The sequence below is a fragment of the Microbacterium sp. zg-B185 genome (assembly GCF_030246885.1).
Taxonomy (GTDB): Bacteria; Actinomycetota; Actinomycetes; order Actinomycetales; family Microbacteriaceae; genus Microbacterium.
Window position 1 is genome coordinate 1,271,118 of the sequence record NZ_CP126739.1, and the last position, 23,531, is coordinate 1,294,648.

27 protein-coding genes and 1 tRNA gene are annotated in these 23,531 nt (G+C 69.1%); 14 read left to right on the forward strand and 14 right to left on the reverse strand.

Going from position 1 to position 23,531, the window contains the following annotated elements:
* Positions 1-40 precede the first annotated feature (40 nt).
* The gene (locus QNO12_RS05995) at positions 41-682 is read left to right on the forward strand and encodes an NAD(P)H-binding protein (protein WP_257501848.1); all 642 of its coding nucleotides are present in this window, start codon (positions 41-43) and stop codon (positions 680-682) included.
* Complete coding sequence (locus QNO12_RS06000) at positions 679-1,023, forward strand: TraR/DksA family transcriptional regulator (protein ID WP_257501849.1); 345 nt, start codon at positions 679-681, stop codon at positions 1,021-1,023. Before QNO12_RS05995 ends, QNO12_RS06000 begins: the two co-directional genes overlap by 4 nt.
* 17 nt (positions 1,024-1,040) lie before the next feature.
* Here QNO12_RS06000 and QNO12_RS06005 read toward each other — a convergent pair whose 3' ends face one another.
* The 3 genes from QNO12_RS06005 to QNO12_RS06015 all read right to left on the reverse strand — a co-directional run bounded on the left by QNO12_RS06005 (position 1,041) and on the right by QNO12_RS06015 (position 2,703).
* A complete protein-coding gene (locus QNO12_RS06005) occupies positions 1,041-2,003 on the reverse strand; it encodes an alpha/beta hydrolase (RefSeq protein WP_257501850.1) in 963 nt (320 codons plus the stop codon).
* Between the two features lie 98 nt (positions 2,004-2,101).
* Complete coding sequence (locus QNO12_RS06010) at positions 2,102-2,314, reverse strand: DUF1653 domain-containing protein (RefSeq protein ID WP_257501851.1); 213 nt, start codon at positions 2,312-2,314, stop codon at positions 2,102-2,104.
* Positions 2,311-2,703, reverse strand: a complete 393-nt coding sequence (locus QNO12_RS06015) for a DUF1801 domain-containing protein (protein WP_257501852.1) — start codon at positions 2,701-2,703, stop codon at positions 2,311-2,313. The genes QNO12_RS06010 and QNO12_RS06015 overlap by 4 nt, the downstream gene beginning before the upstream one ends.
* Positions 2,704-2,827: 124 nt before the next feature.
* Between QNO12_RS06015 and QNO12_RS06020 the strand changes: the two genes are divergently transcribed.
* The 5 genes from QNO12_RS06020 to QNO12_RS06040 all read left to right on the forward strand — a co-directional run bounded on the left by QNO12_RS06020 (position 2,828) and on the right by QNO12_RS06040 (position 7,815).
* Positions 2,828-3,988: an acyl-CoA dehydrogenase family protein gene (locus tag QNO12_RS06020; RefSeq protein WP_257501853.1), complete on the forward strand. Its 1,161-nt coding sequence runs from the start codon at positions 2,828-2,830 to the stop codon at positions 3,986-3,988.
* Between the two features lie 71 nt (positions 3,989-4,059).
* Entirely contained in the window at positions 4,060-4,800 is a 741-nt protein-coding gene (locus tag QNO12_RS06025; RefSeq protein ID WP_257501854.1) for a sulfurtransferase, read from the forward strand.
* Entirely contained in the window at positions 4,797-5,207 is a 411-nt protein-coding gene (locus QNO12_RS06030) for a DUF3054 domain-containing protein (RefSeq protein ID WP_257501855.1), read from the forward strand. Before QNO12_RS06025 ends, QNO12_RS06030 begins: the two co-directional genes overlap by 4 nt.
* A gap of 282 nt (positions 5,208-5,489) precedes the next feature.
* Positions 5,490-6,083 carry a PadR family transcriptional regulator gene (locus tag QNO12_RS06035; RefSeq protein WP_257501856.1) on the forward strand — a complete coding sequence of 198 codons (594 nt, stop codon included), beginning with the start codon at positions 5,490-5,492 and terminating at the stop codon, positions 6,081-6,083.
* A 37-nt stretch (positions 6,084-6,120) separates the two neighbouring features.
* On the forward strand, positions 6,121-7,815 hold the full coding sequence (locus QNO12_RS06040; RefSeq protein ID WP_257501857.1) for an ABC1 kinase family protein: 1,695 nt from the start codon (positions 6,121-6,123) through the stop codon (positions 7,813-7,815).
* Positions 7,816-7,853: 38 nt separating this feature from the next.
* On the opposite strand, the gene QNO12_RS06045 is transcribed toward QNO12_RS06040, so the two are convergent.
* The 3 genes from QNO12_RS06045 to QNO12_RS06055 form a co-directional block, all read right to left on the reverse strand.
* A complete protein-coding gene (locus QNO12_RS06045) occupies positions 7,854-8,402 on the reverse strand; it encodes a hypothetical protein (protein WP_257501858.1) in 549 nt (182 codons plus the stop codon).
* A gap of 203 nt (positions 8,403-8,605) precedes the next feature.
* Positions 8,606-8,809: a cold-shock protein gene (locus tag QNO12_RS06050; protein WP_056118089.1), complete on the reverse strand. Its 204-nt coding sequence runs from the start codon at positions 8,807-8,809 to the stop codon at positions 8,606-8,608.
* Positions 8,810-9,347: 538 nt separating this feature from the next.
* Entirely contained in the window at positions 9,348-9,476 is a 129-nt protein-coding gene (locus QNO12_RS06055) for a GNAT family protein (RefSeq protein WP_257501859.1), read from the reverse strand.
* A 162-nt stretch (positions 9,477-9,638) separates the two neighbouring features.
* Here QNO12_RS06055 and QNO12_RS06060 point away from each other — a divergent pair, with 162 nt between their 5' ends.
* Positions 9,639-9,923 carry a hypothetical protein gene (locus tag QNO12_RS06060; RefSeq protein ID WP_257501860.1) on the forward strand — a complete coding sequence of 95 codons (285 nt, stop codon included), beginning with the start codon at positions 9,639-9,641 and terminating at the stop codon, positions 9,921-9,923.
* A gap of 81 nt (positions 9,924-10,004) precedes the next feature.
* Here QNO12_RS06060 and QNO12_RS06065 read toward each other — a convergent pair.
* Positions 10,005-10,078 (reverse strand) — tRNA-Met (locus tag QNO12_RS06065).
* A 90-nt stretch (positions 10,079-10,168) separates the two neighbouring features.
* On the opposite strand from QNO12_RS06065, the gene QNO12_RS06070 reads away from it, so the two are divergent.
* Together QNO12_RS06070 and QNO12_RS06075 are read left to right on the forward strand one after the other, a co-directional pair.
* A complete protein-coding gene (locus tag QNO12_RS06070) occupies positions 10,169-10,681 on the forward strand; it encodes a DUF6328 family protein (protein WP_257501861.1) in 513 nt (170 codons plus the stop codon).
* Positions 10,678-11,496 (forward strand): carbon-nitrogen hydrolase family protein, encoded by an 819-nt coding sequence (locus QNO12_RS06075; protein ID WP_257501862.1) that lies wholly within the window; start codon positions 10,678-10,680, stop codon positions 11,494-11,496. Before QNO12_RS06070 ends, QNO12_RS06075 begins: the two co-directional genes overlap by 4 nt.
* A 48-nt stretch (positions 11,497-11,544) precedes the next feature.
* On the opposite strand, the gene QNO12_RS06080 is transcribed toward QNO12_RS06075, so the two are convergent.
* On the reverse strand, positions 11,545-12,747 hold the full coding sequence (locus QNO12_RS06080) for an aminotransferase class I/II-fold pyridoxal phosphate-dependent enzyme (protein WP_257501863.1): 1,203 nt from the start codon (positions 12,745-12,747) through the stop codon (positions 11,545-11,547).
* A gap of 97 nt (positions 12,748-12,844) precedes the next feature.
* Here QNO12_RS06080 and QNO12_RS06085 point away from each other — a divergent pair, with 97 nt between their 5' ends.
* Genes QNO12_RS06085 through QNO12_RS06095 form a run of 3 tightly spaced genes read left to right on the forward strand, consistent with a single transcriptional unit; the run spans position 12,845 to position 17,359 of the window.
* The gene (locus QNO12_RS06085; RefSeq protein ID WP_257501864.1) at positions 12,845-14,578 is read left to right on the forward strand and encodes a S1C family serine protease; all 1,734 of its coding nucleotides are present in this window, start codon (positions 12,845-12,847) and stop codon (positions 14,576-14,578) included.
* 45 nt (positions 14,579-14,623) lie between these two features.
* A complete protein-coding gene (locus QNO12_RS06090; RefSeq protein WP_257501865.1) occupies positions 14,624-15,901 on the forward strand; it encodes a CDP-glycerol glycerophosphotransferase family protein in 1,278 nt (425 codons plus the stop codon).
* Positions 15,902-17,359 (forward strand): CDP-glycerol glycerophosphotransferase family protein, encoded by a 1,458-nt coding sequence (locus QNO12_RS06095; RefSeq protein WP_257501866.1) that lies wholly within the window; start codon positions 15,902-15,904, stop codon positions 17,357-17,359. It begins immediately after the preceding gene.
* A gap of 1 nt (position 17,360) precedes the next feature.
* On the opposite strand, the gene QNO12_RS06100 is transcribed toward QNO12_RS06095, so the two are convergent.
* The gene (locus QNO12_RS06100) at positions 17,361-18,416 is read right to left on the reverse strand and encodes a zinc-dependent alcohol dehydrogenase family protein (protein WP_257501867.1); all 1,056 of its coding nucleotides are present in this window, start codon (positions 18,414-18,416) and stop codon (positions 17,361-17,363) included.
* Between the two features lie 89 nt (positions 18,417-18,505).
* The gene (locus tag QNO12_RS06105) at positions 18,506-19,528 is read right to left on the reverse strand and encodes a glycosyltransferase family 2 protein (RefSeq protein ID WP_306820620.1); all 1,023 of its coding nucleotides are present in this window, start codon (positions 19,526-19,528) and stop codon (positions 18,506-18,508) included.
* 110 nt (positions 19,529-19,638) lie between these two features.
* On the opposite strand from QNO12_RS06105, the gene QNO12_RS06110 reads away from it, so the two are divergent.
* The gene (locus tag QNO12_RS06110) at positions 19,639-20,919 is read left to right on the forward strand and encodes a CDP-glycerol glycerophosphotransferase family protein (protein ID WP_257501869.1); all 1,281 of its coding nucleotides are present in this window, start codon (positions 19,639-19,641) and stop codon (positions 20,917-20,919) included.
* A gap of 15 nt (positions 20,920-20,934) precedes the next feature.
* On the opposite strand, the gene QNO12_RS06115 is transcribed toward QNO12_RS06110, so the two are convergent.
* From QNO12_RS06115 to QNO12_RS06130, 4 genes are all read right to left on the reverse strand, one after another.
* Positions 20,935-21,177 carry a hypothetical protein gene (locus QNO12_RS06115; protein ID WP_257501870.1) on the reverse strand — a complete coding sequence of 81 codons (243 nt, stop codon included), beginning with the start codon at positions 21,175-21,177 and terminating at the stop codon, positions 20,935-20,937.
* 40 nt (positions 21,178-21,217) lie between these two features.
* Positions 21,218-21,517 (reverse strand): hypothetical protein, encoded by a 300-nt coding sequence (locus QNO12_RS06120; protein ID WP_257501871.1) that lies wholly within the window; start codon positions 21,515-21,517, stop codon positions 21,218-21,220.
* A 109-nt stretch (positions 21,518-21,626) separates the two neighbouring features.
* Positions 21,627-22,598, reverse strand: coding sequence for a hypothetical protein (locus QNO12_RS06125; RefSeq protein WP_257501872.1), 972 nt, complete (start codon positions 22,596-22,598; stop codon positions 21,627-21,629).
* A 59-nt stretch (positions 22,599-22,657) separates the two neighbouring features.
* On the reverse strand, positions 22,658-23,350 hold the full coding sequence (locus QNO12_RS06130; protein ID WP_257501873.1) for a phosphocholine cytidylyltransferase family protein: 693 nt from the start codon (positions 23,348-23,350) through the stop codon (positions 22,658-22,660).
* Between the last annotated feature and the right edge of the window lie 181 nt (positions 23,351-23,531).

Below are 23,531 nucleotides of genomic sequence, written 5' to 3' on the forward strand. Positions count from 1 at the left end.
CCCAGCACGCGTAGCGTGGGAGCGAACCCTGGAGGTCTTCATGTCTCGCGTCCTGATCATCGGCGGCCATGGCAAGGTCGCGCTGCTGCTCGCTCCGCTGCTGGTCGCCGGCGGCGATGAGGTGACCGGTCTCATTCGCAATCCGGCGCACGCCGCCGCCGTCTCGTCCACCGGCGCGGCACCGCTGGTGGCCGACGTCGAGGCGCTGTCCGTCTCGGAGCTCGCGGAGCTGTTCGCGGGGCAGGATGCGATCGTCTGGTCGGCCGGAGCCGGTGGCGGCGACGCCGCTCGCACCTTCGCCGTCGACCGAGACGCCGCCATCCGGTCGATGGATGCCGCGGCATCCGCCGGGGTGGATCGCTACGTCATGGTGTCGTACTTCGGGGCGCGGACGGACCACGGGGTTCCGGCCGAGAATCCGTTCTTCGCGTACGCCGAGGCCAAAGCCGCCGCGGACGAGCACCTTCGCGGCAGCAGCCTCGCGTGGACGGTGCTCGGTCCCAGCGCGCTGACGCTCGACGAGCCCACCGGCCGGATCGACGTCGACCCCGCGGAGTCCACATCGGTCTCCCGGGCCGATGTCGCAGCCGTGGTCGCGGCGAGTCTGCACGAGGACGCGACGATCGGTCGGACGATTCGCTTCAACAACGGGCGGACGCCGATCGCCGAGGCGCTCGGGTGAGAGCCGAGTTCACGCGGCTCATCGCGGATCGACGAGCGGAGCTGGAGGCCAGGCTGACCGCCGCCGAAGGGCGGCTCGCGTCCATCCGGCTCGCCCGCAGCGGCGCGACCGACGACGACGAGCATGATCCCGAGGGCTCCACGCTCTCCACCGAGTGGTCCCGCGCGGAGGGGCAGCGCACGGATGTCATCCGTGAGCTCGCCGACCTGGACGCCGCCTCCGACCGGGTCGCCGCGGGGACTTACGGCGTGTGCGCCGCGTGCGGTAACCCGATCCCGCTGGAGCGGCTGCGGCTGCTGCCCGCCGCCGCGCTCTGCGTGCCCTGCGCGTCCCGGGTCTGACCCGGCCTCGTTCCGCTTCAGTTCTCGAGCATGCGACCGAGCCAGCGGTTGCGCGTCTCGATCATGGATCGGGACACGCGCGCCAGCGGCACGAACCCGTCGAAGCCGTGGAACCCGCCGGGCCAGACGTGCAGCTCGGCAACGCCCCCGGCCGCCCAGATCCGTGACGCGTAGGCGACATCCTCGTCCCGGAACACCTCTGCGCTTCCCACGTCGATGAACGTCGGAGGCAGGCCGGAGAGGTCCTCGGCGCGTCCGGGTGCGGCATAGATGGACACGTCGTCGGTGCCGCGGCGGTCTCCGAGCAGCGCGTTCCAGCCGGTGAGATTGCTGACCCGGTCCCAGACGCCGATGCCCTGGATCTGGTGAGAGGACACCGTCTCGTTGCGGTCGTCGAGCATCGGATAGATCAGCAGCGATGCCCGCAGCGCCGGACCCCGACGATCACGAGCCAGCAGGGTCACTCCAGCGGAGAGCCCGCCGCCTGCGCTGGCCCCGCCGACGATGATCCGGGACGGATCGATGCCCAGCTCGGCGGCGTGCGCAGCCGTCCAGACGAGGCCGGCGTAGCAGTCCTCGACGGGCACCGGGTCGGGGAATTCGGGAGCCAGCCGGTACTCGACGCTGACGAGCACCGCGCCGTGGGTGGCGACGAAAGGCAGGAACGACGGCAGGCCCGAGAACCGATCGCCCAGCACCATACCGCCGCCGTGAATGTGGTAGATCCCCGGCCCCGCGGTGCTCTGTTCGGCCGGACGGTAGATCGACACCACGATCTCCGCGCCGTCGAAACCGGGGATCGCGCGCTGTTCGTGAACGGCGCCGACGCCGGCCACGACGTCCTCCAGCCCCGGGTCAGGCGGCGTCTCCCGCATGAGCGGGATCATCTCGGGCGTGAGCGTCGGCGGCATCGTCTCGGACACGACCTCGAGCGCGGCTGCGAGCTCCGGATCGAACGGCGGAACGGCGTGGGCGGACATGCGGGCCTCCATCGGTACGAAACGCCTGCCCTACGGGTCGTGGGTGGCGAGAAACGTGGTCGCAGGCTATCGCGCTGCGGTCCGGAGGAACTGCCCGATCACCGGACCCGTGCGAAGCGCGGTCCGTCGTACCCGTCCCGCACGACCCGCTCCTGCCACATCTCGAGGGGGCGGATCCACAGGTCGCCCTCGCCGTAGCGGGGACGGTAGAGCACGTACTGCTCTTCGGTCTCGCTGTGCCGCACGGTGCCGATCACCTCGTACTGCCGGCCCTTGAAGTGCTGGTAGATCCCCGGCTCGACCTCACTCATCGCGCACGTCCCTGCGTCTGGTCGATCCACGCGCCGACGATCTCGCGCAGCGCCGCCGCGTTGCTCTGCACGTCGCTCACGCCGGCGAACCTGACAACGGCCCGATCGGCTCCGCGCCACTCGAGCAGGTTCCCCGGGTCGTCGATCACCACACGGCGCGGGTCACCTCTGCGTCGCGCGCCGGTGTGCAGGACGAGACGGACGCCACCATCGGGGGAGACCCCGGTGGTGGCGAAGTGATCCCTGATGGCGAAGCTGGGCGCGTTCCATTTGATCTCGCCCCGGATGCGCTCGTCGCACCCCACGATGAGTGCGCACAGCTCCGCCAGCACGCTGCGCGCCGGTTCCGCCACCGTGCGCAGGTAGCCGTCCACTTCGTCTGTGCTCATGCGATCTCGCCCTTGCCGTCGCGTCGCCCCTCGGTGAGCGTTCGCGGTTTCGCCGAGCCTACGGGAGGCCCGGCGCGCTACGGTGGCCGGGCACCACCGCCCGCTCTCACCCCCGGAGGCCGACATGAGCGCTGTTCCCGACCTGCTCGACTTCGATGAGCTCCTCACCGACGACGAGCGGGCTGTCCGCGACCGGGTGCGAGGATTCGTCGACGCGCGCGTTCGGCCATTCATCGCGGACTGGTACGAACGCGCGCTCTTTCCGACCGAGCTCGTTCCCGAGCTGGCCGAACTCGGAGTGCTCGGGATGCATCTGCACGGGTACGGATGCCCCGGCCGCAGCGCCGTCGAGTACGGCCTGGCGGCGATGGAGCTGGAAGCGGGCGATTCGGGTCTGCGCACCTTCGTCTCGGTACAGGGCTCGCTCGCGATGAGCGCGATCCACACGTACGGAAGCGAGGCGCAGAAGAAGCGATGGCTGCCGCGCATGGCAGCGGGCGCGGCGATCGGCTGCTTCGGCCTGACGGAGCCCGATTCCGGATCCGACCCGGCCGGTATGACCACCTTCGCCCGCAAGGAGGGCGACGCCTGGATCCTGGACGGTGCGAAGCGGTGGATCGGCCTGGCGTCGATCGCGCAGATCGCGGTCGTCTGGGCGCAGACCGACGACGGCGTCCGTGGTTTCCTGGTCCCGACCGACAGTCCAGGTTTCGTGGCCACCCCCATCGGCCCGAAGATGTCCCTGCGCGCATCGATCCAGTGCGACATCACCCTCACCGAGGTCCGGCTTCCCAGCGATACGCTGCTGCCGCAGGCACGTGGACTGCGTGCCCCGCTCTCCTGCCTCAACGAGGCCCGGTACGGCATCGGCTGGGGTGTCATCGGGGCGGCGCGCGACAGCTACGCGACCGCCCTGGCGTACTCGCAGACGCGGATGCAGTTCGATCGTCCGATCGCCGGCTTCCAGCTGACGCAGCAGAAGCTGGTCGACATGGCCGTGGAGATCGAGAAGGCCCAGCTGGTCGCGCTGCGGCTGGGCCGGTTGAAGGATGCCGACAGGCTGCAGTCGCACCAGATCTCCGTCGCGAAACTCAGCAACACCCGGGCGGCGATCGCCATCGCCCGCGAGGCGCGCACGATCATCGGCGGCAACGGCATCTCCGCGGAGTACTCGCCGATGCGGCACGCCGCCAACCTCGAGTCCGTCCGCACCTACGAGGGGACCGACGAAGTCCACACCCTCGTGCTCGGTGCGCACATCACCGGGATACCCGCCTTCCGCTAGGTGCACCGGCTCGGGGTGTGCTCGGCGTGATCGTGCGTCGGACAGCAGCGATCCGTCCGTAGGCTGAGTGGGTGGCATCCGTACTGAACGTCTCGGCATACCTGTTCACGCGGATCGAGGACGCCGCGGCCCTGCGCGCGGTGCTGCGTGAGCGTGCTGCCGTGCGCGCTCTGAAGGGCACGATCCTCTTGGCCGAGGAAGGCATCAACCTCTTCCTGGCCGGCGACCCGCATGCGGTGCGCGCGTTTCTGGCCGACATGCGCGCTGATCCTCGTTTCGCAGATCTGACGACGAAGGAGAGCTGGTCGGACACGCAGCCCTTCAAGCGGATGCTGGTCAAGGTCAAGCCCGAGATCATCCGGATGGACCACCCGACCATCCGCCCCGACGCCGGCCGTGCACCCGCGGTGACACCGGCGACGCTCAGACGCTGGCTCGACCGCGGGAGCGACGACGAAGGCCGCGAGGTCGTGCTGCTGGACACGCGCAACGCGTTCGAGGTCGAGTACGGAGCGTTCCGGGGCGCGGTGAGTTGGGGGATCGAACGGTTCACGCAGTTCCCCGATGCCGCGTCCACCCACCACGCCCAGCTGTGGGGCAAGACGGTGGTCAGCTACTGCACGGGCGGCATCCGCTGCGAGAAGGCCGCGCTGTATCTGCGTGAGGAGGGCATCGACGCACACCAGCTCGACGGAGGGATCCTCGGCTATTTCGAGCACGTCGGAGCCGAGCACTGGACCGGGGAGTGTTTCGTCTTCGACGAGCGAGAGGCGCTCCGACCAGACCTCGAGCCGCGGCACGTCGCGCGATGAGCCCGCACACGCACCGGCGATCCGACGGCGGCGCGATCCGCCGGTCCCCCCGCACGCGCACGGTCGTCCTATCCCTCGCTTGCGACGTTCTCCTCGTCGTCGCCTTCGCCGCCTTCGGTCGGGCCAGTCACGAATCCGACGTGTTCGCCGGTCTGTGGCGGACCGCGTGGCCGTTCCTGGCCGGCCTCGCCCTGGGCTGGCTCGTCACACTCGCGTGGCGAGCGCCGAGCGCTCCAGTGCGGACCGGCCTGGGAGTCTGGGCGGCGACGCTGGTCGGCGGGATGCTGCTGCGCACGGCATCCGGCCAGGGAACGGCGCTGCCGTTCATCGTCGTTGCAGCCGTCACGCTCCTCGTGGCGCTGGTGGGGTGGCGGGTGCTCGCGCGGATCGTCGCCCGCCGCCGCTGACCCGACTCCCGTCGCGGCCACTCCCATCCCCGTCCCCCGTCCGCTCACCTGTCACAACACGTCGGCGCGGCCCGCAGATCGTGACGGGGGAGCGGCGAGGTGTCCGTCCGCTCACCTGTCACAACACGCCGGCGCGGCCCGCAGATCGTGACGGGGGAGCGGCGAGGTTCGTCCGGTCGTCTGCGAACCGGTCAGTGCAGATTCACAGCCGCGACCGACCCTTAACGATATATCGTTGACTATCGCTGAGCCCGGCCGGGCGACGGCGCGAAGGAGGTCATCATGAGCGGTTCGAACATGGGCGACTGGTTCGGTGGCGGAGCCACCGGCAGCACCGGCGGCACTCGCGGATCGGGCCAGGGCTGGCCCTTGACCGGTCTGTGGGAAGCGATGGAGCAGCTGCGCGGGCAGTTCGAGCAGAAGGTCGGCGGCGGCACCCGGATGGGTCGCGGCGACGTACGCGCAGCGGTCCTGGCGCTTCTGGCCGAGAAGCCGATGCACGGCTACCAGATCATTCAGCTGATCGAAGAGCGCAGCGGCGGCTCGTGGAAGCCGAGCCCCGGCTCGGTGTACCCGACGCTTCAGCTGCTGGCCGACGAGGGGCTGATCAGTGCGGAAGAGTCCAACGGGCGCAAGACGTACTCGCTGACCGAAGAAGGCCGACAGGTCGCCGACGAAGCCGGCAAGTCGGTGCCGTGGGAGACGTCGGCGGCGAAGGAGAACCCGCGCACCGCCGGGCTCCCCAAGGCCGGCATCGACCTCGCGCAGGCCGTCGCTCAGGTCGGACGTACGGGTACGCCCGAGCAGGTGAAGGAGTCCATCGCGGTCCTCGACGAGGCCCGCCGTCGGATCTTCAGCATCCTCGCCCAGGACTGACCGGTTGCCCGCCGATCGTCGGCATCATGGAGATCCGATGACCGACGCCGGCAGCATGCGCGCCCGCTACCGCCGGATCCTGCGGTTCGCTGCCCGTTACCTGGTGCAGGCGTGGTGGTTCGAGCTCACCCTGCCCAGGATCGGACTGGAGCGGGTCGCGGCACGCGGCAGGGCCGTCCGATTGCAGCGGATCGCGCAGCGCTTCCACGTGCTCGCGGTGGACCTCGGCGGCCTCATGATCAAGGTGGGGCAGTTCATGTCCTCGCGACTGGACGTGCTGCCTCCGGAGATCACCAAGGAGCTCGAGGGACTGCAGGACGAGGTCCCTCCCGTTCCGTTCCCCGCGATCCGTGCGCTGGCGGAGGCGGAGCTGGGCGTAACGCTCGAGCGCGCATACGCGTTCGTGGATCCGTCGCCGCTGGCCGCGGCATCCCTGGGTCAAGCCCATCGGGCACGGCTCTCGGATGCCGATGCGCACGAGGCCGGAATGACCGACGTCGTGGTGAAGATCCAGCGGCCGGGGATCGACAAGGTCGTCGACGTCGATCTGCGGGCGCTGCGTCGCGTCGCGGGCTGGCTCAGCCGCGTGAAAGTCGTCGCCGATCGCGTCGACATGCCTTCGCTCGTCGAGGAGTTCGCCCAGACCAGCCTGGAGGAGATCGAGTATCTGCACGAGGCCGCCAACGCCGAGCGATTCGCGGAGATGTTCGCCGGCGACCCCCGGGTGGGCGTTCCTCGCGTCTTCTGGGAGCGCAGCACCCGGCGGGTGCTCACCCTCGAGGACGTCACGGCGATCAAGATCAACGACATCGTCGCGTTGCAGGCCGCCGGTATCGACCCTGCGGAGGTCGCACAGCAGTTCGCCTCCGTGATGTTCGACCAGCTCTTCCAGCATGGGTACTTCCACGCCGACCCACACCCCGGGAACATCTTCGTCACCCCGCTGGTCGGGGGGGCGGATTCCGGCGGCCGGGCCTGGAAGCTCACGTTCATCGACTTCGGAATGATGGGCGAGGTCCCGGACGGTCTGCGCCGGGGCCTGCAGAAGGTGCTCATCGCAGCGGCGTCGCGCGACGGCAAGGGGCTCGTCGACGGCATCCGGCACGTCGGAGTGCTGCTGCCGTCGGCCGACACCGCTGAGCTCGAGCGGGCGATGACGAAACTGTTCGGACGGTTCGGAGGAATGGGGTTCGCCGAGCTGCAGGAGGTCGATCCGCGCGAGTTCCGCGAGTTCGCGGTCGAGTTCGCCGACGTCGTGCGCACACTGCCGTTCCAGCTGCCCGAGAATTTCCTGCTCATCATCCGCTCGATGGGACTCACCTCGGGCATGTGCAGCGCGCTGGACCCCCGATTCAACATCTGGGACGCGATCGAGCCGTACGCCGCCCAGCTCATCCGGGACGAGAGCGGCAACATCCTGCAGGGGTTCGGTCAGAAGGCGATGTCGGTCGCGGGTCTGCTCGCGCGGCTGCCTCAGCGGCTGGATGACGTGGTCACGCGGATCGAAGACGGACGGCTGACGGCACAGAGTCCGCGGCTCGAGCGGCGCATGGGACGCCTCGAGCGCACCGGTCGGCGCGTCATCTCGGCCGTGCTGTTCGCGGCGTTGTTCATCGGCGGGATCCTGCTCCGCGTGGACGATGTCGTGTTCGGCACCGTGATCATGGCGATATCGGTGCTTCCCCTGCTGCACGCCCTGTTCGCCGGGCTCGCCGCACGCTCCGATCGGTGACGGTGACGGTGCCCGGCGCGCGGCGCGCCGCTGCCGCATCAGTTGCGCAGACCCACCCGGTCCGGGATCTCGAACGGCAGGCGGGGGAGCCAGGATGCCGGGTCCGGCCACGGCCGCGAGGACGGCAGGTGGCTGAGCAGACGCCGGATGGCGGCATCCGTCACCGTCGCCGGCGCGGGCGAGGCGAGCACGCGCTGAGGGGCGTGGTGTCCGAGCGCTCCGCACCACCAGTGCCGCCACGTGTCCGGCGCGCCCAGCGGCTCGAGCACGATGTAGTAGTCGGGCATCAAAGCGGAGCCCGCCTCGAACATGGCCAGGACGGTCTCGACCTCGAGTTCGAGTGCGCCCAGTGTCGATCGCTCCTCGAACAGCTCCACCCACGCGGCTGCGACGTGCTCGAGCGGGTCCGCATCGTGGACGATCCACGGGGTGCCGGCCGCGGCGATCCGTCGTGCCGCGAGCGCGGGCTCGCTGTCCCGCAACTCGAGCACCTCGACTCCGCGGATGCCGTCGAGGCTGGCCAGTGCTTCTTCGGATTGCTCGCCGACGATTGCGACGATGGTCCCGGTGTTCATCGCGTGCGCCATGTTCGATATTACGTCGGGGTCGCGTGCGTACGGCCGACCTGCGCGGCGATGTCCCGAACAACTGTGCCTGGGACCCGACCGTTAACGGCGAATGCCGTGGACCCGAGGTCCACGGCATTCTTGTCCGTTCGCTCAGCGCCGAAACGCACCGCGTAGGGAGTGGTCGGCCGGGGCGAAGCTAAGCCGCCCCAACCAACAGAAAATCAGAGAGGCCGGATGTTCGCAGCCTGCATGCCCTTCGGGCCGCGCTCGGCCTCGAATTCGACCTTCTGGTCTTCGCGAAGCTCCTTGTAGCCGTCGCCAGTGATCGCGCTGAAGTGCGCGAACAGGTCGGCGCCGCCGTCATCGGGAGCGATGAAGCCGAAGCCTTTTTCAGAGTTGAACCATTTCACGGTGCCAGTGGCCATCGTGTCTTTCCTTTTACTTTTAGGGCCGCGAGAGCGACCGGTTGTACCGCGCCGATGTGTTCGGAGCGGACGAATGGGGTGCAGGGGACGGCCCGTCTGCGACGGAGCCGCATGCGTGCCCGATGCCGCAACCACTGCCGAGGCCTGTTCTCGCGTCGCGTGTACGCCGAGGTCTTCGCCTCGAGCGCTGTGCGCTTCGTATCCGCGGGAGGTGATGCCGACGAAACCAGCGTACTCGCCGGCGGCTGTTGCGACGAACACGTCGTCGTCAGCGGGGCGCCAGTCGAGCGGCGGTCGCGATGTTGCGGTGATGCAGGTAGTCAATGCGGCTTTCAGGATTCGTGTGGCGATACAGACGCTCGTACACGGAAGTCGAAGGGTGATGGGGGCGGATGTCGATGCGACGATCCGGCGTCATGCTGTCTGCTACTCCACAGTGAGGCAGTGGGTTAAGACGCTAGACCCGAGTGGGCAGACACCAGCCTAGCACGCCGCGGCCGTGTCGCTTGACCGGCCACGGGCCGATCCGGGTCGCAACTCAGAAATCCGGTGGATCCGGGTCCACGAGATCGGAGTATTCGGGGTGCTCGGCGATGAACACCCGCACCACCGGACAGAGCATCGTGATGCGAACACCCTGCTCCGGTCCGGACTGGTCGTCTCGCATGGGCTCGCGTTCCCTTCGCGGTGTCGGCGCCCGGGCTTGCGGAACGCACGAGAACACCCTCCCAGGTCGACGCCCGGATAGCCACGGCATGGCATGTCAAGCCCGTCCCAGAACCGGAGCCCGGCGGCTAACGTGACGAACCTACGAGTCGGAGGGTGAGACGTGAGCAGACACAAGGACGATGTGGGCCCGGCATTCGCAGCGGGGGAGACGGAGGCGATGCCACCGGCGCCGTTGACGGAATCCGATCAGGTGCGCAAAGACATGACCTACAGTCCGGCCAGTGAGACCGAGACGCAGCAGAAGCAGGCGGACGCATTGCCGGAGACGATCGACGACGACATCGACGAGGATGCGGTCCGCGCTGTTCCCGGCACCGGTGGTCCCGACGACGTGGGCGACGTCGACGTCGATGCCGAGGACCTGAACCTGCCCTGGCGCGAATAGCGATCGCCGCTCGGCGTCTGCCTGCGCCGGGCTCGGAAGAAAAGAAGAAGGCGCCCCCGGAGGGACGCCTTCTTGTTTTCGTTGCGGGGACAGGATTTGAACCTGCGACCTCTGGGTTATGAGCCCAGCGAGCTACCGAACTGCTCCACCCCGCGGCACAGGAAAAGCTTAGCACGGCAAAACCGGCCGGTTGCCCGGCGGTGCTCGGCTTGCCGTTTGCAGGCGGTGACGGCAAGGATGAGCGCATGACCGCCCCGACAGACATCGACCAGGACGACCTGCACGACGGGCGCGATGAAACACCCGCGGAACGTGCGGACCGCAACTGGAACGAGGTGCTCCAAGAGCTGCGGGTGATGCAGACCGGCACGCAGATCCTCACCGGGTTCCTGCTGGCCCTGGCCTTCCAGCCCGCCTTCAGCGACCTGAGCGACGACCAGCGGATCTTCTACCTGGTCCTGATCGTGCTCTCGGCGCTCACATCGATCGTGGCGCTCGCACCCGTGGCCATCCACCGGTTCCTCTTCCAGCAGCGGGCGAAGGCCAAAGTCGTCACATACGGCCATGCGGCGCTGCTGACGGCACTCGTGACGGTGTCGGTCCTGCTCGTCGGGGTCGTCGGGTTCGTCTTCGATGTCGTGGTCGACCGCACCGCCGCGGTCACCGCGATCGCGGCCCTCACCGCGGTCGTCCTGGCGCTGTGGCTCGTTTGTCCTGCCATCATCCGGGCGAGGCTCGATAACGGGGCGGACCGATGATCGCGCCGGCAGCTCAGACCACCGCCATCGCGGTCGCTCAGTTCGCACCCAGCGCGGACAAGGAGGCGAATCTGACGTCCATCGGGCAGCTCGCGGCCGCGGCATCCGATCGGGGCGCCTCGCTGGTGGTGTTCCCCGAGTACTCGAGTTACTTCGTCGACCCGTTCGACGATTCGCTCGCCGAGAATGCCGAGGGCCTGGACGGCCCCTTCGTCCAGGCTCTGATCGGGCTAGCGTCCGAACACGCGCTGCACATCGTCGCCGGTCTCCTCGAGCGGGCGACGGATGATCGCCATGTGCGCAACACGGTCGTCGCGGTCGATGCGACCGGGATCGTGGCGGTCTACCGCAAACTCCACCTGTACGACGCGTTCGGTCAACGCGAGTCCGACTGGGTCCAGGCCGGGGACCTGGTCGCGCCAGAGACCTTCTCGCTGGGGGGCCTGCGGTTCGGGCTCATGACCTGCTACGACCTGCGTTTCCCCGAAGTCGGTCGAACACTCGTCGACGCCGGCGCCGACGTGTTCCTCGTTCCTGCGGAGTGGGTGCGGGGACCGCTCAAAGAGCACCACTGGCGCACGCTGGTGCACGCCCGCGCCATCGAGAACACGGTCTTCGTGGCCGCGGCCGACCACCCGCCGCCGCTGGGCGTGGGCAACTCGATGATCGTGGACCCGCAGGGCGTCGAGGTCGCCGCGATCGGCACGGCGACCGACGTCGTCGTCGCCCACCTCGACCGGGACGCGGTGCAGCGTGTGCGCCGGGTCAACCCGGCGCTGCGCCTGCGCCGGATGGGGGTCGTACCGCGCGAGTGAGCGTGCAGCTGTGGGCATCGCTTCCCCGCGCTGACCCCCGCGCGCAGCTCAGGCGGTCAGCGCGCCCAGGCGCAGCATCGCGTCCTCGAGCACCCGAACGCGCTTGCACGCCGCGAAGCGAACCAGGGTGGCGTACTGCGCACGCCGTCCTGCGGTGACGAACGCCGTCAACGGAATGGCGACGACCCCGACGCGGTCCGGAAGCGCGCGACAGAAATCGGCGGCATCGGTCGCGCCCAGGGGAGCAGCGTCCGCGACCGTGAAATACGAACCCGCAGCGATCGAGACCTCGAAGCCTGCCGATCGCAGGCCTGCGCCGAGCAGGTCCCGCTTGTCGCGGAGCGTCCGAGCGATGCCTCGGAAGAAGTCATCGGACATGCGCAGTCCGGTCGCGATCGCCGGCTGGAACGGCGCGCCGTTGACGTACGTGAGGAACTGCTTGACGGCGAGCACGGCGTCGACCAGGACGGCTGGCCCGGTGATCCAGCCGATCTTCCACCCGGTCACCGAGAAGGTCTTGCCGCACGACGAGATGGTGAGGGTCCGTTCCCACGCCCCCGGCAGCGTGGCGATCGGCACATGGGGTCCGTCGAAGACGAGGTGCTCGTAGACCTCGTCGGTGATGATGAAGGCATCGTGACGATCCGCGAGGCGGATCACTTCGTCCTGGAGCTCGCGGCTGAAGACGGCGCCGGTGGGGTTGTGCGGGTCGTTGACCAGGATGACGCGGGTCCGGTCGGTCACCGCGGCGCGCAGCTGATCGAGGTCGGGCTGGAAGTCGGGCCACCGCAGCGGCACCGTCACGAGCCGGGCGCCGGTGAGCGCGACGACCGCTGCGTAGGAGTCGTAATACGGCTCGAAGACGACCACTTCGTCCTCCGGGCCGTCGATGAGCGCGAGCAGTGCGGCCGCCAGCGCCTCGGTCGCGCCGGCGGTGACCAGCACATTGCGCTGCGGGTCCAGATCGAGACCGTAGAAGCGCCGCTGATGCTCGCTGATGGCCAGCAGCAGATCCGGGGTGCCACGGCCGGGCGGATACTGGTTCACGCCGTTGGCGATCGCCTCCCGTGCCGCGTCCAGCACTTCGCGTGGTCCGTCCTCGTCGGGAAAGCCCTGGCCCAGGTTGATCGCGCCGGTTCGCGCCGCAAGGGCCGACATCTCGGCGAAGATGGTGGGACGGGGTGAAGCATCGGCAGAGATGAGGCCGGCGCCCATCGCGGTTCGGCGCCAGGCTCCTGGAATTTCTCGCATCCGGCTCACGCTACTCGCATAGTCGACGCCCATCCTTGGCATAAGAAATCCACAGAATCCGGGAGCACAGTTGTCTTAGTCGGCAGAAGGAGCAACCATGAGCGACATCACGGGCAACCGCCCCGAAGATTCCACCCCCCGCACGCCGGTCGACGCTACGCCCGAGTCGACAGCGCCCGAGACTTCCACACCCGAGACCACGGAGCCGGAGGTGACCGCGTCCGAGCCGACGCCGGAGCCTTCGCAGCCCAGCATCCCGGCGGCCCCGCCTCTTCCCGAGCGGGTCGCCCCGGCGGCCACCCAGCCGCCCGCGTCCGCCCCCGCCCAGCCCGGTGCGCCCGCTCAGCCCGGCGCATCCGCCCAGCCCGGCGCGGCCGCCTGGCAGGCCCCGCAGGGTGGACGCCCGGCAGGATCGCCGGCGGGCTATCCCCCTTACCCGCAGCAGGCACCGCCCTACGGTCACCCGCGCGCGCAGTCCTACGCGGGCCAGCCCACGGCGGGTCCGCAGAATGCGTCGGCCTTCGGTGCGGCGGCCGGACGGCCGGATGCCAACCAGACCCGGCCGACCACGCCGCTGAGTCCGGGCTCGGCAGGCACGCCGCGTAGCGACGCCGAACCGAAGAAGAAGTCCGGTGCCGGCAAGGTCGTCGGCATCCTGGTCGCTGCCGCGATCGTCGGCGGTGCCGCGGGCCTGGGCGGCTCCTATGCCGGCGTCAACCTGTTCACGCCGGCGGCCACGAGCTCGCAGGCCGGCCCGGCCACTGTGACGGTGAACAACCCCGACGAGGTCACGCAGACCACGGCGATCGCCGCGAAGGTGCTTCCCAGCGTGGTCACCATTCAGGCAGCCGGCACGAACGGTGCCGGCACCGGGTCCGGTGTCATCCTGACCCGTGACGGCTACGTGGTCACCAACACCCACGTTGTGACACTCGACGGCGCGTCCGCCGACGCGACCATCCGCGTGAGCACCTCCGATGGCCGCGTGTTCAACGCCGAGGTGGTCGGCACCGACCCCACGTACGACCTCGCTGTCATCAAACTCGAGGGCGCCGAAGACCTCACACCCATCGAGTTCGCGGATTCGTCCAAGCTCAACGTCGGCGACGAGACCATCGCCGTCGGCGCTCCGCTGGGGCTTGAGAACACGGTGACCACGGGCATCGTGAGCGCGCTGAATCGTTCGATCCAGATCGCCTCCTCGGCTGCTCCGGACTCGAGCGACACCCCGGACTCCGAGGACGGTCAGGCGCCGGACTCCGAGGAGGCACCGCCGTTCTTCTTCGACTTCGGACAGGGCCAGGACCCGACGCAGCTTCCGACCGAGTCCATCTCGATCGCCGTCATCCAGACGGACGCCGCGATCAACCCCGGCAACTCCGGCGGAGCTCTCGTGGATGCCGAGGGCAAGCTCATCGGCATCAACGTCGCGATCGCGACCGCAGGCGGCGCGAGCGGTGCGTCCGGCTCGATCGGGGTCGGTTTCTCGATCCCCTCGAACATCGTCAAGCGTGTGACGGACGAGATCATCGAGGACGGGGCGGCGACGCACGGTCTGCTGGGCGCGAGCGTTCGCGACGCCTCAGCGGTCGAGGACGCCACGATCACCGGGGCGTACATCGCCGAGGTCGTCGAGGGCGGCGCCGCCCAGGCGGCGGGGCTTGCAGAGGGTGACGTGGTCACGGAGTTCAACGGGGTGCCCATCACGAACGCCACCGACCTGACCGCCCAGGTCCGCGCCGCTGCCGCGGGCAGCGACGCGTCCCTGTCCTTCGTGCGTGACGGCCGGACCCGGACGCTCGATGTGACGCTGGGCGAGTTGCAGCCGTAACACCGGGTCAGAGTCCGAGACGCCACCCCGCGATAGAGTCGCGGGGTGGCGTCTTTCTCGTTCGGCGCGGGAAACGCGCGGAAGATCGCGAGCATCCCGCTCTACGTGCTCGGCCGCCTCGTCACGCTTCTGATTCCGCGTCGCCGGGGTACCTGGGTGTTCGGCTGCGCGGTCGGCATCGCAGACGGTGCCCTTGCGCTGTGGGACGAGGTCGCCGCGCATGGGCATCCCGCGGTCTGGCTCGTGGGCTCGGCTCAGCAGGAAAGGGATGCCGCCATTCGCGGCATCCCGTACGCGCGCAAGCAGTCGCTGCGCGGGTTCTGGCTCACCGCACGCGCGGGGATCGTCGTGGTCACGCACGGCTTCGGAGACGTGAACCGCTACGCGGTCCCCGGTGCGGTCATCGTGCAGCTCTGGCACGGCATCCCGCTCAAACGGATCGGCTTGGACTCGCCCGAGACCGTGCGCAGCGGCATCCTTCCGCGATCCCGCCTGCTGCCCGTGCTGATCGGTGCGATGTACCGCGCGGCCACTCGTCGCATAGACGTGCTGCCGGCCGCCTCCCACCTCGTCCGCGGACGCCTCGAGTCGGCCTTCGCACTGCCGGACGCGCATGTCCCGGTCACCGGCGAACCGCGAGTGGATGTCCTCTCGCGCGGCACTGCGGACACGCGCCGCTCCGCTGCCCGGGCGGCGATCGGCGCGGCGACGGGGACGCTGGATCCTGGTGCGCGGCTGATCCTGTACGCGCCGACGTGGCGTGACGGTGCCCCCGACCCGGCGGTGCCCTCCGCGGAGGAGTGGCGGGCGATCGTCGCGGTGCTGAACCGTCACGACGCCGTCCTGCTGGTGCGATCGCATCCACTCGGGGCCGGCCACTATGCCCCGCCCGCCGCGACCGAGCGGGTGCGCAGCCTCGGCAGCGACCTCGTCGCCGATGTCACCCCTCTTCTGCCGGGCCTGGACGCGCTGGTCACCGACTACTCGTCGCTCGTGTTCGATGCGGCGCTTGTGCCGCTCCCGGTCCTCTTCCTGGCGCCGGACGTCGAGGCGTACGCGCGCACCCGCGGGTTCTACGGGTCGTACGCGGATGTCGCGGGCGAGGACTGGGCGGTGAACTGGCCGCAGGCCGCGGCGCAGCTGGACGCGTTGCTGGGCGAGCAGTCCGTCCGCGACCAGAGCATCGCGCGGTCTGCGCGACTGAGCCGTCGCGTGCACGCCTTCCGCGACGGAGAGAACACGCGCAGGGTGTACCGTGCGATCCTGGCGAGGGTGCGCGCAGATGCGCGGATCGACGGCGCCGTGAACGACGAGGGGAAATAGATGACCGACGCCCGCTTCTCCACCGATGCAGGAGCGACACTGATCGTCTCCGGTGCCGGCCCGCGTCCGGAATCGGTCGAACTGGTCGGGCCCCGCGCCCGGGTCGTGGGATCGATGACCGGTCGAGGCAAGACCTGGCGCGCGGTGCTTCCACTGCGTTCCTCGCGGTGGGGCGGCGGGCAGCTTCCGCTGCCGGTGGGCAGCTACGACTTGCGCATCGCTGTCGCGGATGGCGATGAGCTCGAGCTGCCGGCATCCCTTCCCCTGACTCAGCTCGGAACGCTGCGCGCCGCGCTGGAGGGCAGCACACTCACGATCGGGCCGCCGATCGACCCCGCATACGACTCCGGCGACGGGCAGGCGGCGCTGGAGCGCCGATACGCGACACGACCCACTGCCCTGGAGAACGCCGTCTTCTTCGAGAGCTTCTACGGGCGAAACGCCAGCGACAACCCGCTCGCCATCGATCGCGAAATCGCCCGCCGTGCGCCGGAAGTGACCCGCTATTGGAGCGTCGTGGACCTTTCCGTGCAGGTCCCGGAGGGGGCCATCCCGGTGGTGGACGGAAGCCCCGACTGGTGGCGGGCCCGTGGCTCGTCCCGGCTGCTCGTGGTCAACGATTGGCTGCGACGCACCTTCTCCCGCCGGGCCGGGCAGGTCGTGGTGCAGACCTGGCACGGCACTCCGCTCAAGCGCCTGGCCCTGCATCGCCCCGGATTCGATCTGCGCAGGATGGCCGCCGTCTTCAAGGAGTCGCGGCGCTGGAACGTGCTGCTCGCGCAGAACCCCTACGCGGCCCGCGTCCTGGGCAAGGCGTACGCCTTCCTGACGCGACCGATCTGGGTGGAGGGCTATCCCCGCAACGACGTTCTCGTCAACGGCGACAACGGTGCGACCAGGGAGGCCCTGGGCATCCGCCCGGACGAGCGCGTGCTGCTGTACGCCCCGACCTGGCGCGACGACCGCACCGAGATCGTCGACTTCATCGACCCCGCCGCACTGGCGGCGGCCACCGACTCGGTCGTGCTCGTGCGCGGTCACTCCCGGACGCTGCTGGCCGGACGGGATGCCGCAGGCCCCCGCGTCCTGGATGTCACCGGGTTTCCCGACACCGCCCGACTGCTGCTGGCCGCGGACGCCCTGATCACGGACTACTCGTCGGTGATGTTCGATTTCAGCGTGACCGGCAAGCCGATGTACTTCCTCGTTCCGGACATCGCGCACTATCGGGGCGAGCTGCGAGGGTTCTATTTCGACCTGGCCTCCCACGCGCCGGGGCCCGTGGTGCAGACCCAGGAGGAGCTGGTCCTCGCGCTGCGCGATGGGGACCCCGCGGATTTCGCGGTGAAGTACGCGCAATGGCGAGACAGGTTCAATCCCCGCGACGACGGACATGCTGCCGAGCGCGTGGTCGACCGGATCATCGACCAGCGGTTCATCGAGGCCGCGGGGACCTGACTCACGCGCGGATGAGGACTTTCAGCGCCTCGGTCTCCGCCGCGCGGGAGAAGACGTCGTAGGCCTCGTCCATCTGGTCGAGCCGGAACTCGTGGGTGACGAACGCCGCCGACGGGAGCTTGTGCTGCTCGACGAGCTTGAGCAGCGTCGGGGTGGTGTCGGTGTTCACCAGCCCCATCGTGATGGCGATGTTGGCGATCCACAGGCGATCGATCGGCAGCTCCACCGGCTTGCCGTGCACCCCGACGTTCGCGACGACACCGCCCGGCCGGATGATCTCCAGCGCGGCCTCGAACGTGGCCGGAATCCCGACCGCCTCGATGGCGACATCCACCCCCAACCCGTCGGTGAGCGCCAGCACCTGCTCTTTCCAGTCCGCATCGGAGGAGAGCACGCCGTCGGTCGCGCCGAACCGCTTCGCCTGCTCGATGCGGTTCGAATCCAGATCGAGGGCGATGACCCGCGACGGTCCGTACAGCCCCGCCGTGGCGATCGTGGCCAGCCCGACCGGACCGGCGCCGATCACGGCGACGACATCGCCGGCGGCGACCCGCCCGGCCTGCACGCCGATCTCGTGTCCGGTGGGCAGGATGTCCGAGAGCAGGATCGCCTCGGCATCCGTCACAGTGTCCGGAACCTTGTGCAGCGAGGTGTCCGCGAACGGGATGCGCACGTACTCGGCCTGCGTTCCGTCGATCAGGTGCCCGAGGATCCAGCCGATTCCCGATTGGCCTTCGGGCGCCAGGCAGTGCGAGTAGAGCTGCCTGCGGCAGTAGGAGCAATGGCCGCACGCGGACACGCACGAGATGATGACGCGGTCGCCCACGCTCAGCCCGCCCACCGCGGTGCCGACCTCGGTGATCGTGCCGACGCCCTCGTGGCCGAGGATGCGCCCTTCGACGACGGCGGGGACGTCCCCCTTGAGGATGTGCAGATCGGTCCCGCAGATGGTGGTCGCCTCGATTATCACGATCGCATCGGTCGCGTGGATGATCTCCGGGTCGGGGACCTCTGTCCACGCCTTCTTGCCTGCTCCTTGGTATACGAGGGCTTTCACTTCGGGGCCTCCTGACCTGGCTGAGGGCCTATGTTTGCTCAGCGCTCCGCCGAGCGGTAGAGCACAAAGGCGGTCGGCGTGTCGACAGGTCAGGGCAGCGGGGTGTTGCGGTCGCCCAGTCGCGACGTATCGACGGTGTCGTGCGCACCCCGCACGACGCCGACGAGGAATCCCGTGCCCCACGCGAGATGCATGCTGGGCAGCACGGCCAGGGTCCACAGCTTGTCGCGCCAGCCGGAGCCGCCGCCGCGACCGAGCGCCATGGCGAGGACCAGCAGTGCATACGCCAGCACCGGCAGGTAGACGGCCGACGCGGCGACGGCCCACCATCCGGTGAGCACGCCGGTGAGCTGCAGGAGCCCGACGACCACACTGAGTACCAGCGCGATGACGAGAGCCGGCGGGGCGAAGAACCGCAGCGAGTTGCCGCGGCCGTAGCGGCGGACGAGCTCTCCCCGCCACCGCCCCGTCGCGGAGAACTGCCGCACGAGTCGGGTCCAGCTTTCGCGGGGCCAGTAGGTGACCGAGAGCGCGGGATCGAACCACACCCGGTAACCGGCGCGGCGGATGCGCAGGTTCAGCTCCCAGTCCTCGCCTCGCCGAATGCTCTCGTCGAAGAGCCCGACCTCGTCCAGCACGTCCCGGCGCATGACGCCGAGATAGGCGGACTCGGCCTCGCCCTCGGAGGTGCCGCCGTGGTACGCCCCGCCACCGAGGCCGATCGGGGAGTTGTATGCGCGCGCGACGGCGCGCTGGAATGGCGTCCGGCCGTCTGCCTTCATCACGCCGCCGACATTGGCCGCGCCGACGCGGTCGAGAGTCTCCAGGGCGCGCGTGGTGTACCCCGGCTCCAGTTCGGAGTGCGCGTCGACCCGCACGATCGTCGGATACCGGGCGGCGCGAATGGCGCGGTTCAGTCCGATCGGGATGTCGGCATCGGGGTTGTCGACCAGCACGATGCGTTCATCGGCGGCGAGTTCCCGGGCCAGCTCGGTGGTGCCGTCCGTCGAAGGGGCAAGCGCCAGGATCAGCTCGGTGGGACCACCGACGTCCTGCGCGAGCACGGTCTCGACGGCGCGGCGCAGGTAGACCCTCTCGTTCAGCACCGGCATGACGAAGCTCACTCCGGCGCCTTCGGCGACGACCGGCGCATCCTTGCGTCCGGGTTGGTCGACATGCACCCGTCGATCATGCCACGCGGCCCCGCCGGTATCCTGAAGGCGTGGGTCTTGTGACGGATGCGAAGAAGGCGGCAGCTCTGCTGCGCAAGGCGGTCGTCAGCCGCGGCGCCGTCCGTGAGGTCCGGCAGGCGATCGAGCGGATGCCGCCGCACGTGCCGAATCGCTATCGCGTCGCGGTGTACTTCGCGGACGGTGCGGTCAACATGTACCAGCTGCGGCAGTGGTACAAGCCGCTCGCGGAGCTGAGCAAGACGTGGCCGGTGGTCGTGATGAGCCGCGTTGCGACCGGCGCGCGCGCGCTCCTGGCCGACGGTGCGCTTCCGGTCGCCTTCGTTCCCACGGTCCGCGATGTGGAGAACTTCATCTCGGATCAGGACATCCGCGTTGTGCTCTACGTCAACCAGAACACGCGAAACTTTCAGATGTTCCGGTACGGGCGGCGCTGGCACGTGTTCATCAACCACGGCGAGTCCGACAAGATGTACATGACCACGAACCAGTACAAGGCGTATGACTACGCATTCATCGCGGGGGAGGCCGCTCGGGAGCGGCTCGGCCGGGTGCTGTGGGACTACGACCTGGACCGGCGGACCATCCAGATCGGGCGCCCGCAGGCGGACCACTACTCCGGTCTGCTGCCGTACACACCGGATGAGCGCGTCGTGGTCCTGTACGCCCCCACCTGGGAGGGCGACCGTCCGTCCGCGCACTACGGCTCGATTCTCACGCACGGCGAGACGCTGATCACCGCGCTGCTCGCCACCGGCCGCCACCGCGTCATCTATCGCCCCCATCCGCGCTCCGGCGTCGTCAACCCTGAGTACGGCGCGGCGAACCGCCGCATCATCGTCGCGCTCGAGTCAGCCAATGCCGCGGACAGCATCGCGAACCACGTCTTCGACGACGGTCCCGACCTCGGCTGGCAGCTGGCCGCGGCCGACGTCGCCATCGTCGACATCTCGGCGATGGTCTACGACCGACTCGCCGCAGACCGTCCGCTGATGGTCACTCGGCCGGTGGACCCGGAGGCCGTCATCGACATGCACGGCTACCTGTCGGCCTGTGAATGGCTCGCGGCGTCGGATGCCGCTGCCATCGTCGCGGAAACGGACCGCGTTCTGGAGGACGCCGATGCCGTCGCGCGGTTGGAGCAGTGGGTGACCTTCTACTTCGGCGACACCCGCCCCGGAGCGGCGACGCAGCGGTTCCACGCAGCGGTGGGGCAGCTGATGGCTGCCTGGGAGACGTGGCACGCGCGGGGAGCTGCCGACCAGGACGAAGACGACGAGTCCGAGTCGGACGAGGCGGACCTGGACGACTGATCTTCAGGCCGGCGCTCACTCCGGCGTCGGTTCGGAGGCTTCCCGCTCAGCGGTGTCGGCGGCCGGCGGCCCCGGCTCCGCCACGGGGACGACCACCGGGATGACGATGGACTGCACTGCCGGCCCCAGCACGCGCAGCGGATCGGTGTACCCGGTCGCGGGGTCCAGCGAGTCGACTGCATGGACCGGCTCGAGCGGCTCAGAGGGAAGCCCGGCCCACTCGGCGGGCTCTTCGGGACGCGGCGTGAACAGACCCATGCCTCCATTGTGCGCGCGTCTGCGTGCGCGGGTCGTGGTGTCAGACGAGAAATCGCCACACGTACTCGATTCCCGTTTCCGGGCGGAACCAGCTCAGCGTCACGACCACATCGTCCGGGTCGTGATCGCACAGGCACAGCTCGATCGTCTCGCCGGGAAGCATTTGCCCCCAGAGCTCGGTCTCGGGCGCGAACGCGCTGCTGTCCACGAAGACCCGGACGGAATCCAGGGGAGTGTTGCCGGCGTTCGTGATCAGGGGATGCGTGTCATAGACGTGGTCGACGTGCCACGGCACAGGGTATGCAGACGGGAACTCTTCGGGATCGACGACTCTCAACATGTCGGGAACGCTAGAAGCGGCGTCCGACGACGGGCCGTCGATTCTGCCCGATCAGACCGCTGATGTGCGCGGACGGAGATCACCCGGCGCTGGGGAGGAGCGGTGGGTCTCAGCCCTCGGCGTGACCGTCGTCGATCGAACGGTCGGATGCCGCGGCACCGTGTTCCTCGATCGCCTTCCGCCGGCGTGGGGTGACCGCACCACCGACTTTGCGTCCGGCGCTGCCCACCGCCGAGACGCCGCGGGTCACCCCCTCAGCGATCGCTCCACCGGCGCGACGGATGCCGCGAGTAGCGGCGTGCTCCAGCCGCAGCGTGTCCGGTCCGGGCTCCAGGTCGACCGGAAGCTCGACCGGCGGCAGTCCGAACGCGCGGCGCGACCCGATCAGCACTCGCCGGCCGAGGATGTGATTGCCGGCGCCGCCGACCGCCGCGCCGATGCCGAACGGCAACGCCTTTCCCAGGAAGGATGCGCCGCCGCGCGCGGCGAAGGAGCGCACGAAAGCGGTCTTCAGACGGTCGACGAGGGGACCGACCGCGGCCCGCGGAAGGGTCTTGGTGACCAGCTCGCCCCAGTAGCGGTCGCGGCCGGGGCCTTTGCCCGTGACCTGACCGGCCAGCTGCGCGACCAGATCCACGCCCTCCTTGCCCAGCATGAGGGCCAGGACGAGCGCTCGCGCGCGGTCGGGGTCCGCTACCGGGATCCCGTGCACCTCGGCCACCGATTGCGCGAACAGGGTCGTCGCTTCGAGGAACCCGACGGTTTCGACTCCGCTCAGCGCGAGCGTCACGCCGGTGCCGATCCCGGGCACGACGGCCGTGGCGCCGACGGCCGCGCCTCCCGTGGTCACGGCGGCGAGATAGCGACGTTCCAGGATGCGGACGATCTCGCTGGTAGTGGCCTGGGGATGACGCAGGCGGATGCTGCGCAGGTGCGCCACGACAACCGGCCGCTGGATCGCCAGCACGCGGTCCAGCATGCGGACGATCAGCGGATGCTCGTCCGAACCGGCGGGCGGAAGTCCTCCCGTCCACGGAGCGTCTTCCGGGAGGGAGTGGATTCGGTGCACCTTTTCGGCCATCGGGCCGATCTTACGCGTGCACCACCGAGCCAAGCCTGGGCTTGACAAGCAGAGCGGGCTCAGACGAAGAGGTTGGCGCGTTCCAGATCTTCGGCGAAGTCGACCTCGACGGCGTACAGATCAGAGATGTCCATCGGCTCCAGCAGGACGCGGTCCTCGACGATCGCCAGTTCGAGGCCACGCTCGAAGTAATCCTGGTCGTCCACGCGGGACAGCTGGCGGATGAATGCCTGCTTGTCGGTGCTGGAGATGTAGTTGATCCCGACGGCCTCGCCGATGCCGCCCTGGACGGTCTTGGACAGCTCGTTGATGAAACCTTCGGCGGTGACGGTGTACTTGACCTCTTCGTCACTGACCTTCGAGGTGTTGACCGCGACGAAGGACTGATCGCGCTCGATCAGCTCGATCGCCCGCCCCAGCACCCGAGGATCGAAGACGACGTCGCCGTTCATCCAGAGCACGCCGCCCTTGCCGCTCTTGGTGAGGGCGCGCAGCAGGCTCTTGGAGGTGTTGGTCTGGTCGTAACGGTCGTTGTAGACGTAGTCGACGCGGGGGAAGGCCTCCACGATCGCCTCCGCCTTGTATCCCACGACGGTGGTGATGCGCGCGTCGGTGCCGAAGGCGGCGCGGATGTTCTCATGCTGCTGCTGCATGATGCTGCGTCCGTCGCTGAGCTCGGTCAGGGGTTTGGGCAGGCTGCGGCCTAGCCGCGAGCCCATTCCGGCTGCGAGAATCACGGTCTGAAGGGTCAAAAGTCTGCTCCTGGGGATGAGTGTCTTCACTGTCGGTTCACCGACGCGACACTCCCTTGTGCCAAAATTCATGGTAGCGATGACACCTGGGAACCGGCATGAAGGGCCCTCGCCGTTGCAGACTTGTGACAAAAAGACGCTCGCCCGGTCAGGGGCACGCGTTGCCGCCGCGTCGGGACCG

What these genes read in the sequence shown, in the direction of transcription:
- QNO12_RS06075 (WP_257501862.1), top strand. Translation starts at nt 10,678, where the DNA reads ATGATCGCGCCGGCAGCTCAGACCACCGCCATCGCGGTCGCTCAGTTC.
- QNO12_RS06045 (WP_257501858.1), bottom strand. Translation starts at nt 8,402, where the DNA reads ATGGCGCACGCGATGAACACCGGGACCATCGTCGCAATCGTCGGCGAG.
- QNO12_RS06125 (WP_257501872.1), bottom strand. Translation starts at nt 22,598, where the DNA reads ATGGCCGAAAAGGTGCACCGAATCCACTCCCTCCCGGAAGACGCTCCG.
- QNO12_RS06070 (WP_257501861.1), top strand. Translation starts at nt 10,169, where the DNA reads ATGACCGCCCCGACAGACATCGACCAGGACGACCTGCACGACGGGCGC.
- QNO12_RS06050 (WP_056118089.1), bottom strand. Translation starts at nt 8,809, where the DNA reads ATGGCCACTGGCACCGTGAAATGGTTCAACTCTGAAAAAGGCTTCGGC.
- QNO12_RS05995 (WP_257501848.1), top strand. Translation starts at nt 41, where the DNA reads ATGTCTCGCGTCCTGATCATCGGCGGCCATGGCAAGGTCGCGCTGCTG.
- QNO12_RS06085 (WP_257501864.1), top strand. Translation starts at nt 12,845, where the DNA reads ATGAGCGACATCACGGGCAACCGCCCCGAAGATTCCACCCCCCGCACG.
- QNO12_RS06010 (WP_257501851.1), bottom strand. Translation starts at nt 2,314, where the DNA reads ATGAGTGAGGTCGAGCCGGGGATCTACCAGCACTTCAAGGGCCGGCAG.
- QNO12_RS06035 (WP_257501856.1), top strand. Translation starts at nt 5,490, where the DNA reads ATGAGCGGTTCGAACATGGGCGACTGGTTCGGTGGCGGAGCCACCGGC.
- QNO12_RS06105 (WP_306820620.1), bottom strand. Translation starts at nt 19,528, where the DNA reads ATGCCGGTGCTGAACGAGAGGGTCTACCTGCGCCGCGCCGTCGAGACC.
- QNO12_RS06005 (WP_257501850.1), bottom strand. Translation starts at nt 2,003, where the DNA reads ATGTCCGCCCACGCCGTTCCGCCGTTCGATCCGGAGCTCGCAGCCGCG.
- QNO12_RS06015 (WP_257501852.1), bottom strand. Translation starts at nt 2,703, where the DNA reads ATGAGCACAGACGAAGTGGACGGCTACCTGCGCACGGTGGCGGAACCG.
- QNO12_RS06040 (WP_257501857.1), top strand. Translation starts at nt 6,121, where the DNA reads ATGACCGACGCCGGCAGCATGCGCGCCCGCTACCGCCGGATCCTGCGG.
- QNO12_RS06095 (WP_257501866.1), top strand. Translation starts at nt 15,902, where the DNA reads ATGACCGACGCCCGCTTCTCCACCGATGCAGGAGCGACACTGATCGTC.
- QNO12_RS06115 (WP_257501870.1), bottom strand. Translation starts at nt 21,177, where the DNA reads ATGGGTCTGTTCACGCCGCGTCCCGAAGAGCCCGCCGAGTGGGCCGGG.
- QNO12_RS06030 (WP_257501855.1), top strand. Translation starts at nt 4,797, where the DNA reads ATGAGCCCGCACACGCACCGGCGATCCGACGGCGGCGCGATCCGCCGG.
- QNO12_RS06020 (WP_257501853.1), top strand. Translation starts at nt 2,828, where the DNA reads ATGAGCGCTGTTCCCGACCTGCTCGACTTCGATGAGCTCCTCACCGAC.
- QNO12_RS06120 (WP_257501871.1), bottom strand. Translation starts at nt 21,517, where the DNA reads ATGTTGAGAGTCGTCGATCCCGAAGAGTTCCCGTCTGCATACCCTGTG.
- QNO12_RS06055 (WP_257501859.1), bottom strand. Translation starts at nt 9,476, where the DNA reads ATGCGAGACGACCAGTCCGGACCGGAGCAGGGTGTTCGCATCACGATG.
- QNO12_RS06080 (WP_257501863.1), bottom strand. Translation starts at nt 12,747, where the DNA reads ATGCGAGAAATTCCAGGAGCCTGGCGCCGAACCGCGATGGGCGCCGGC.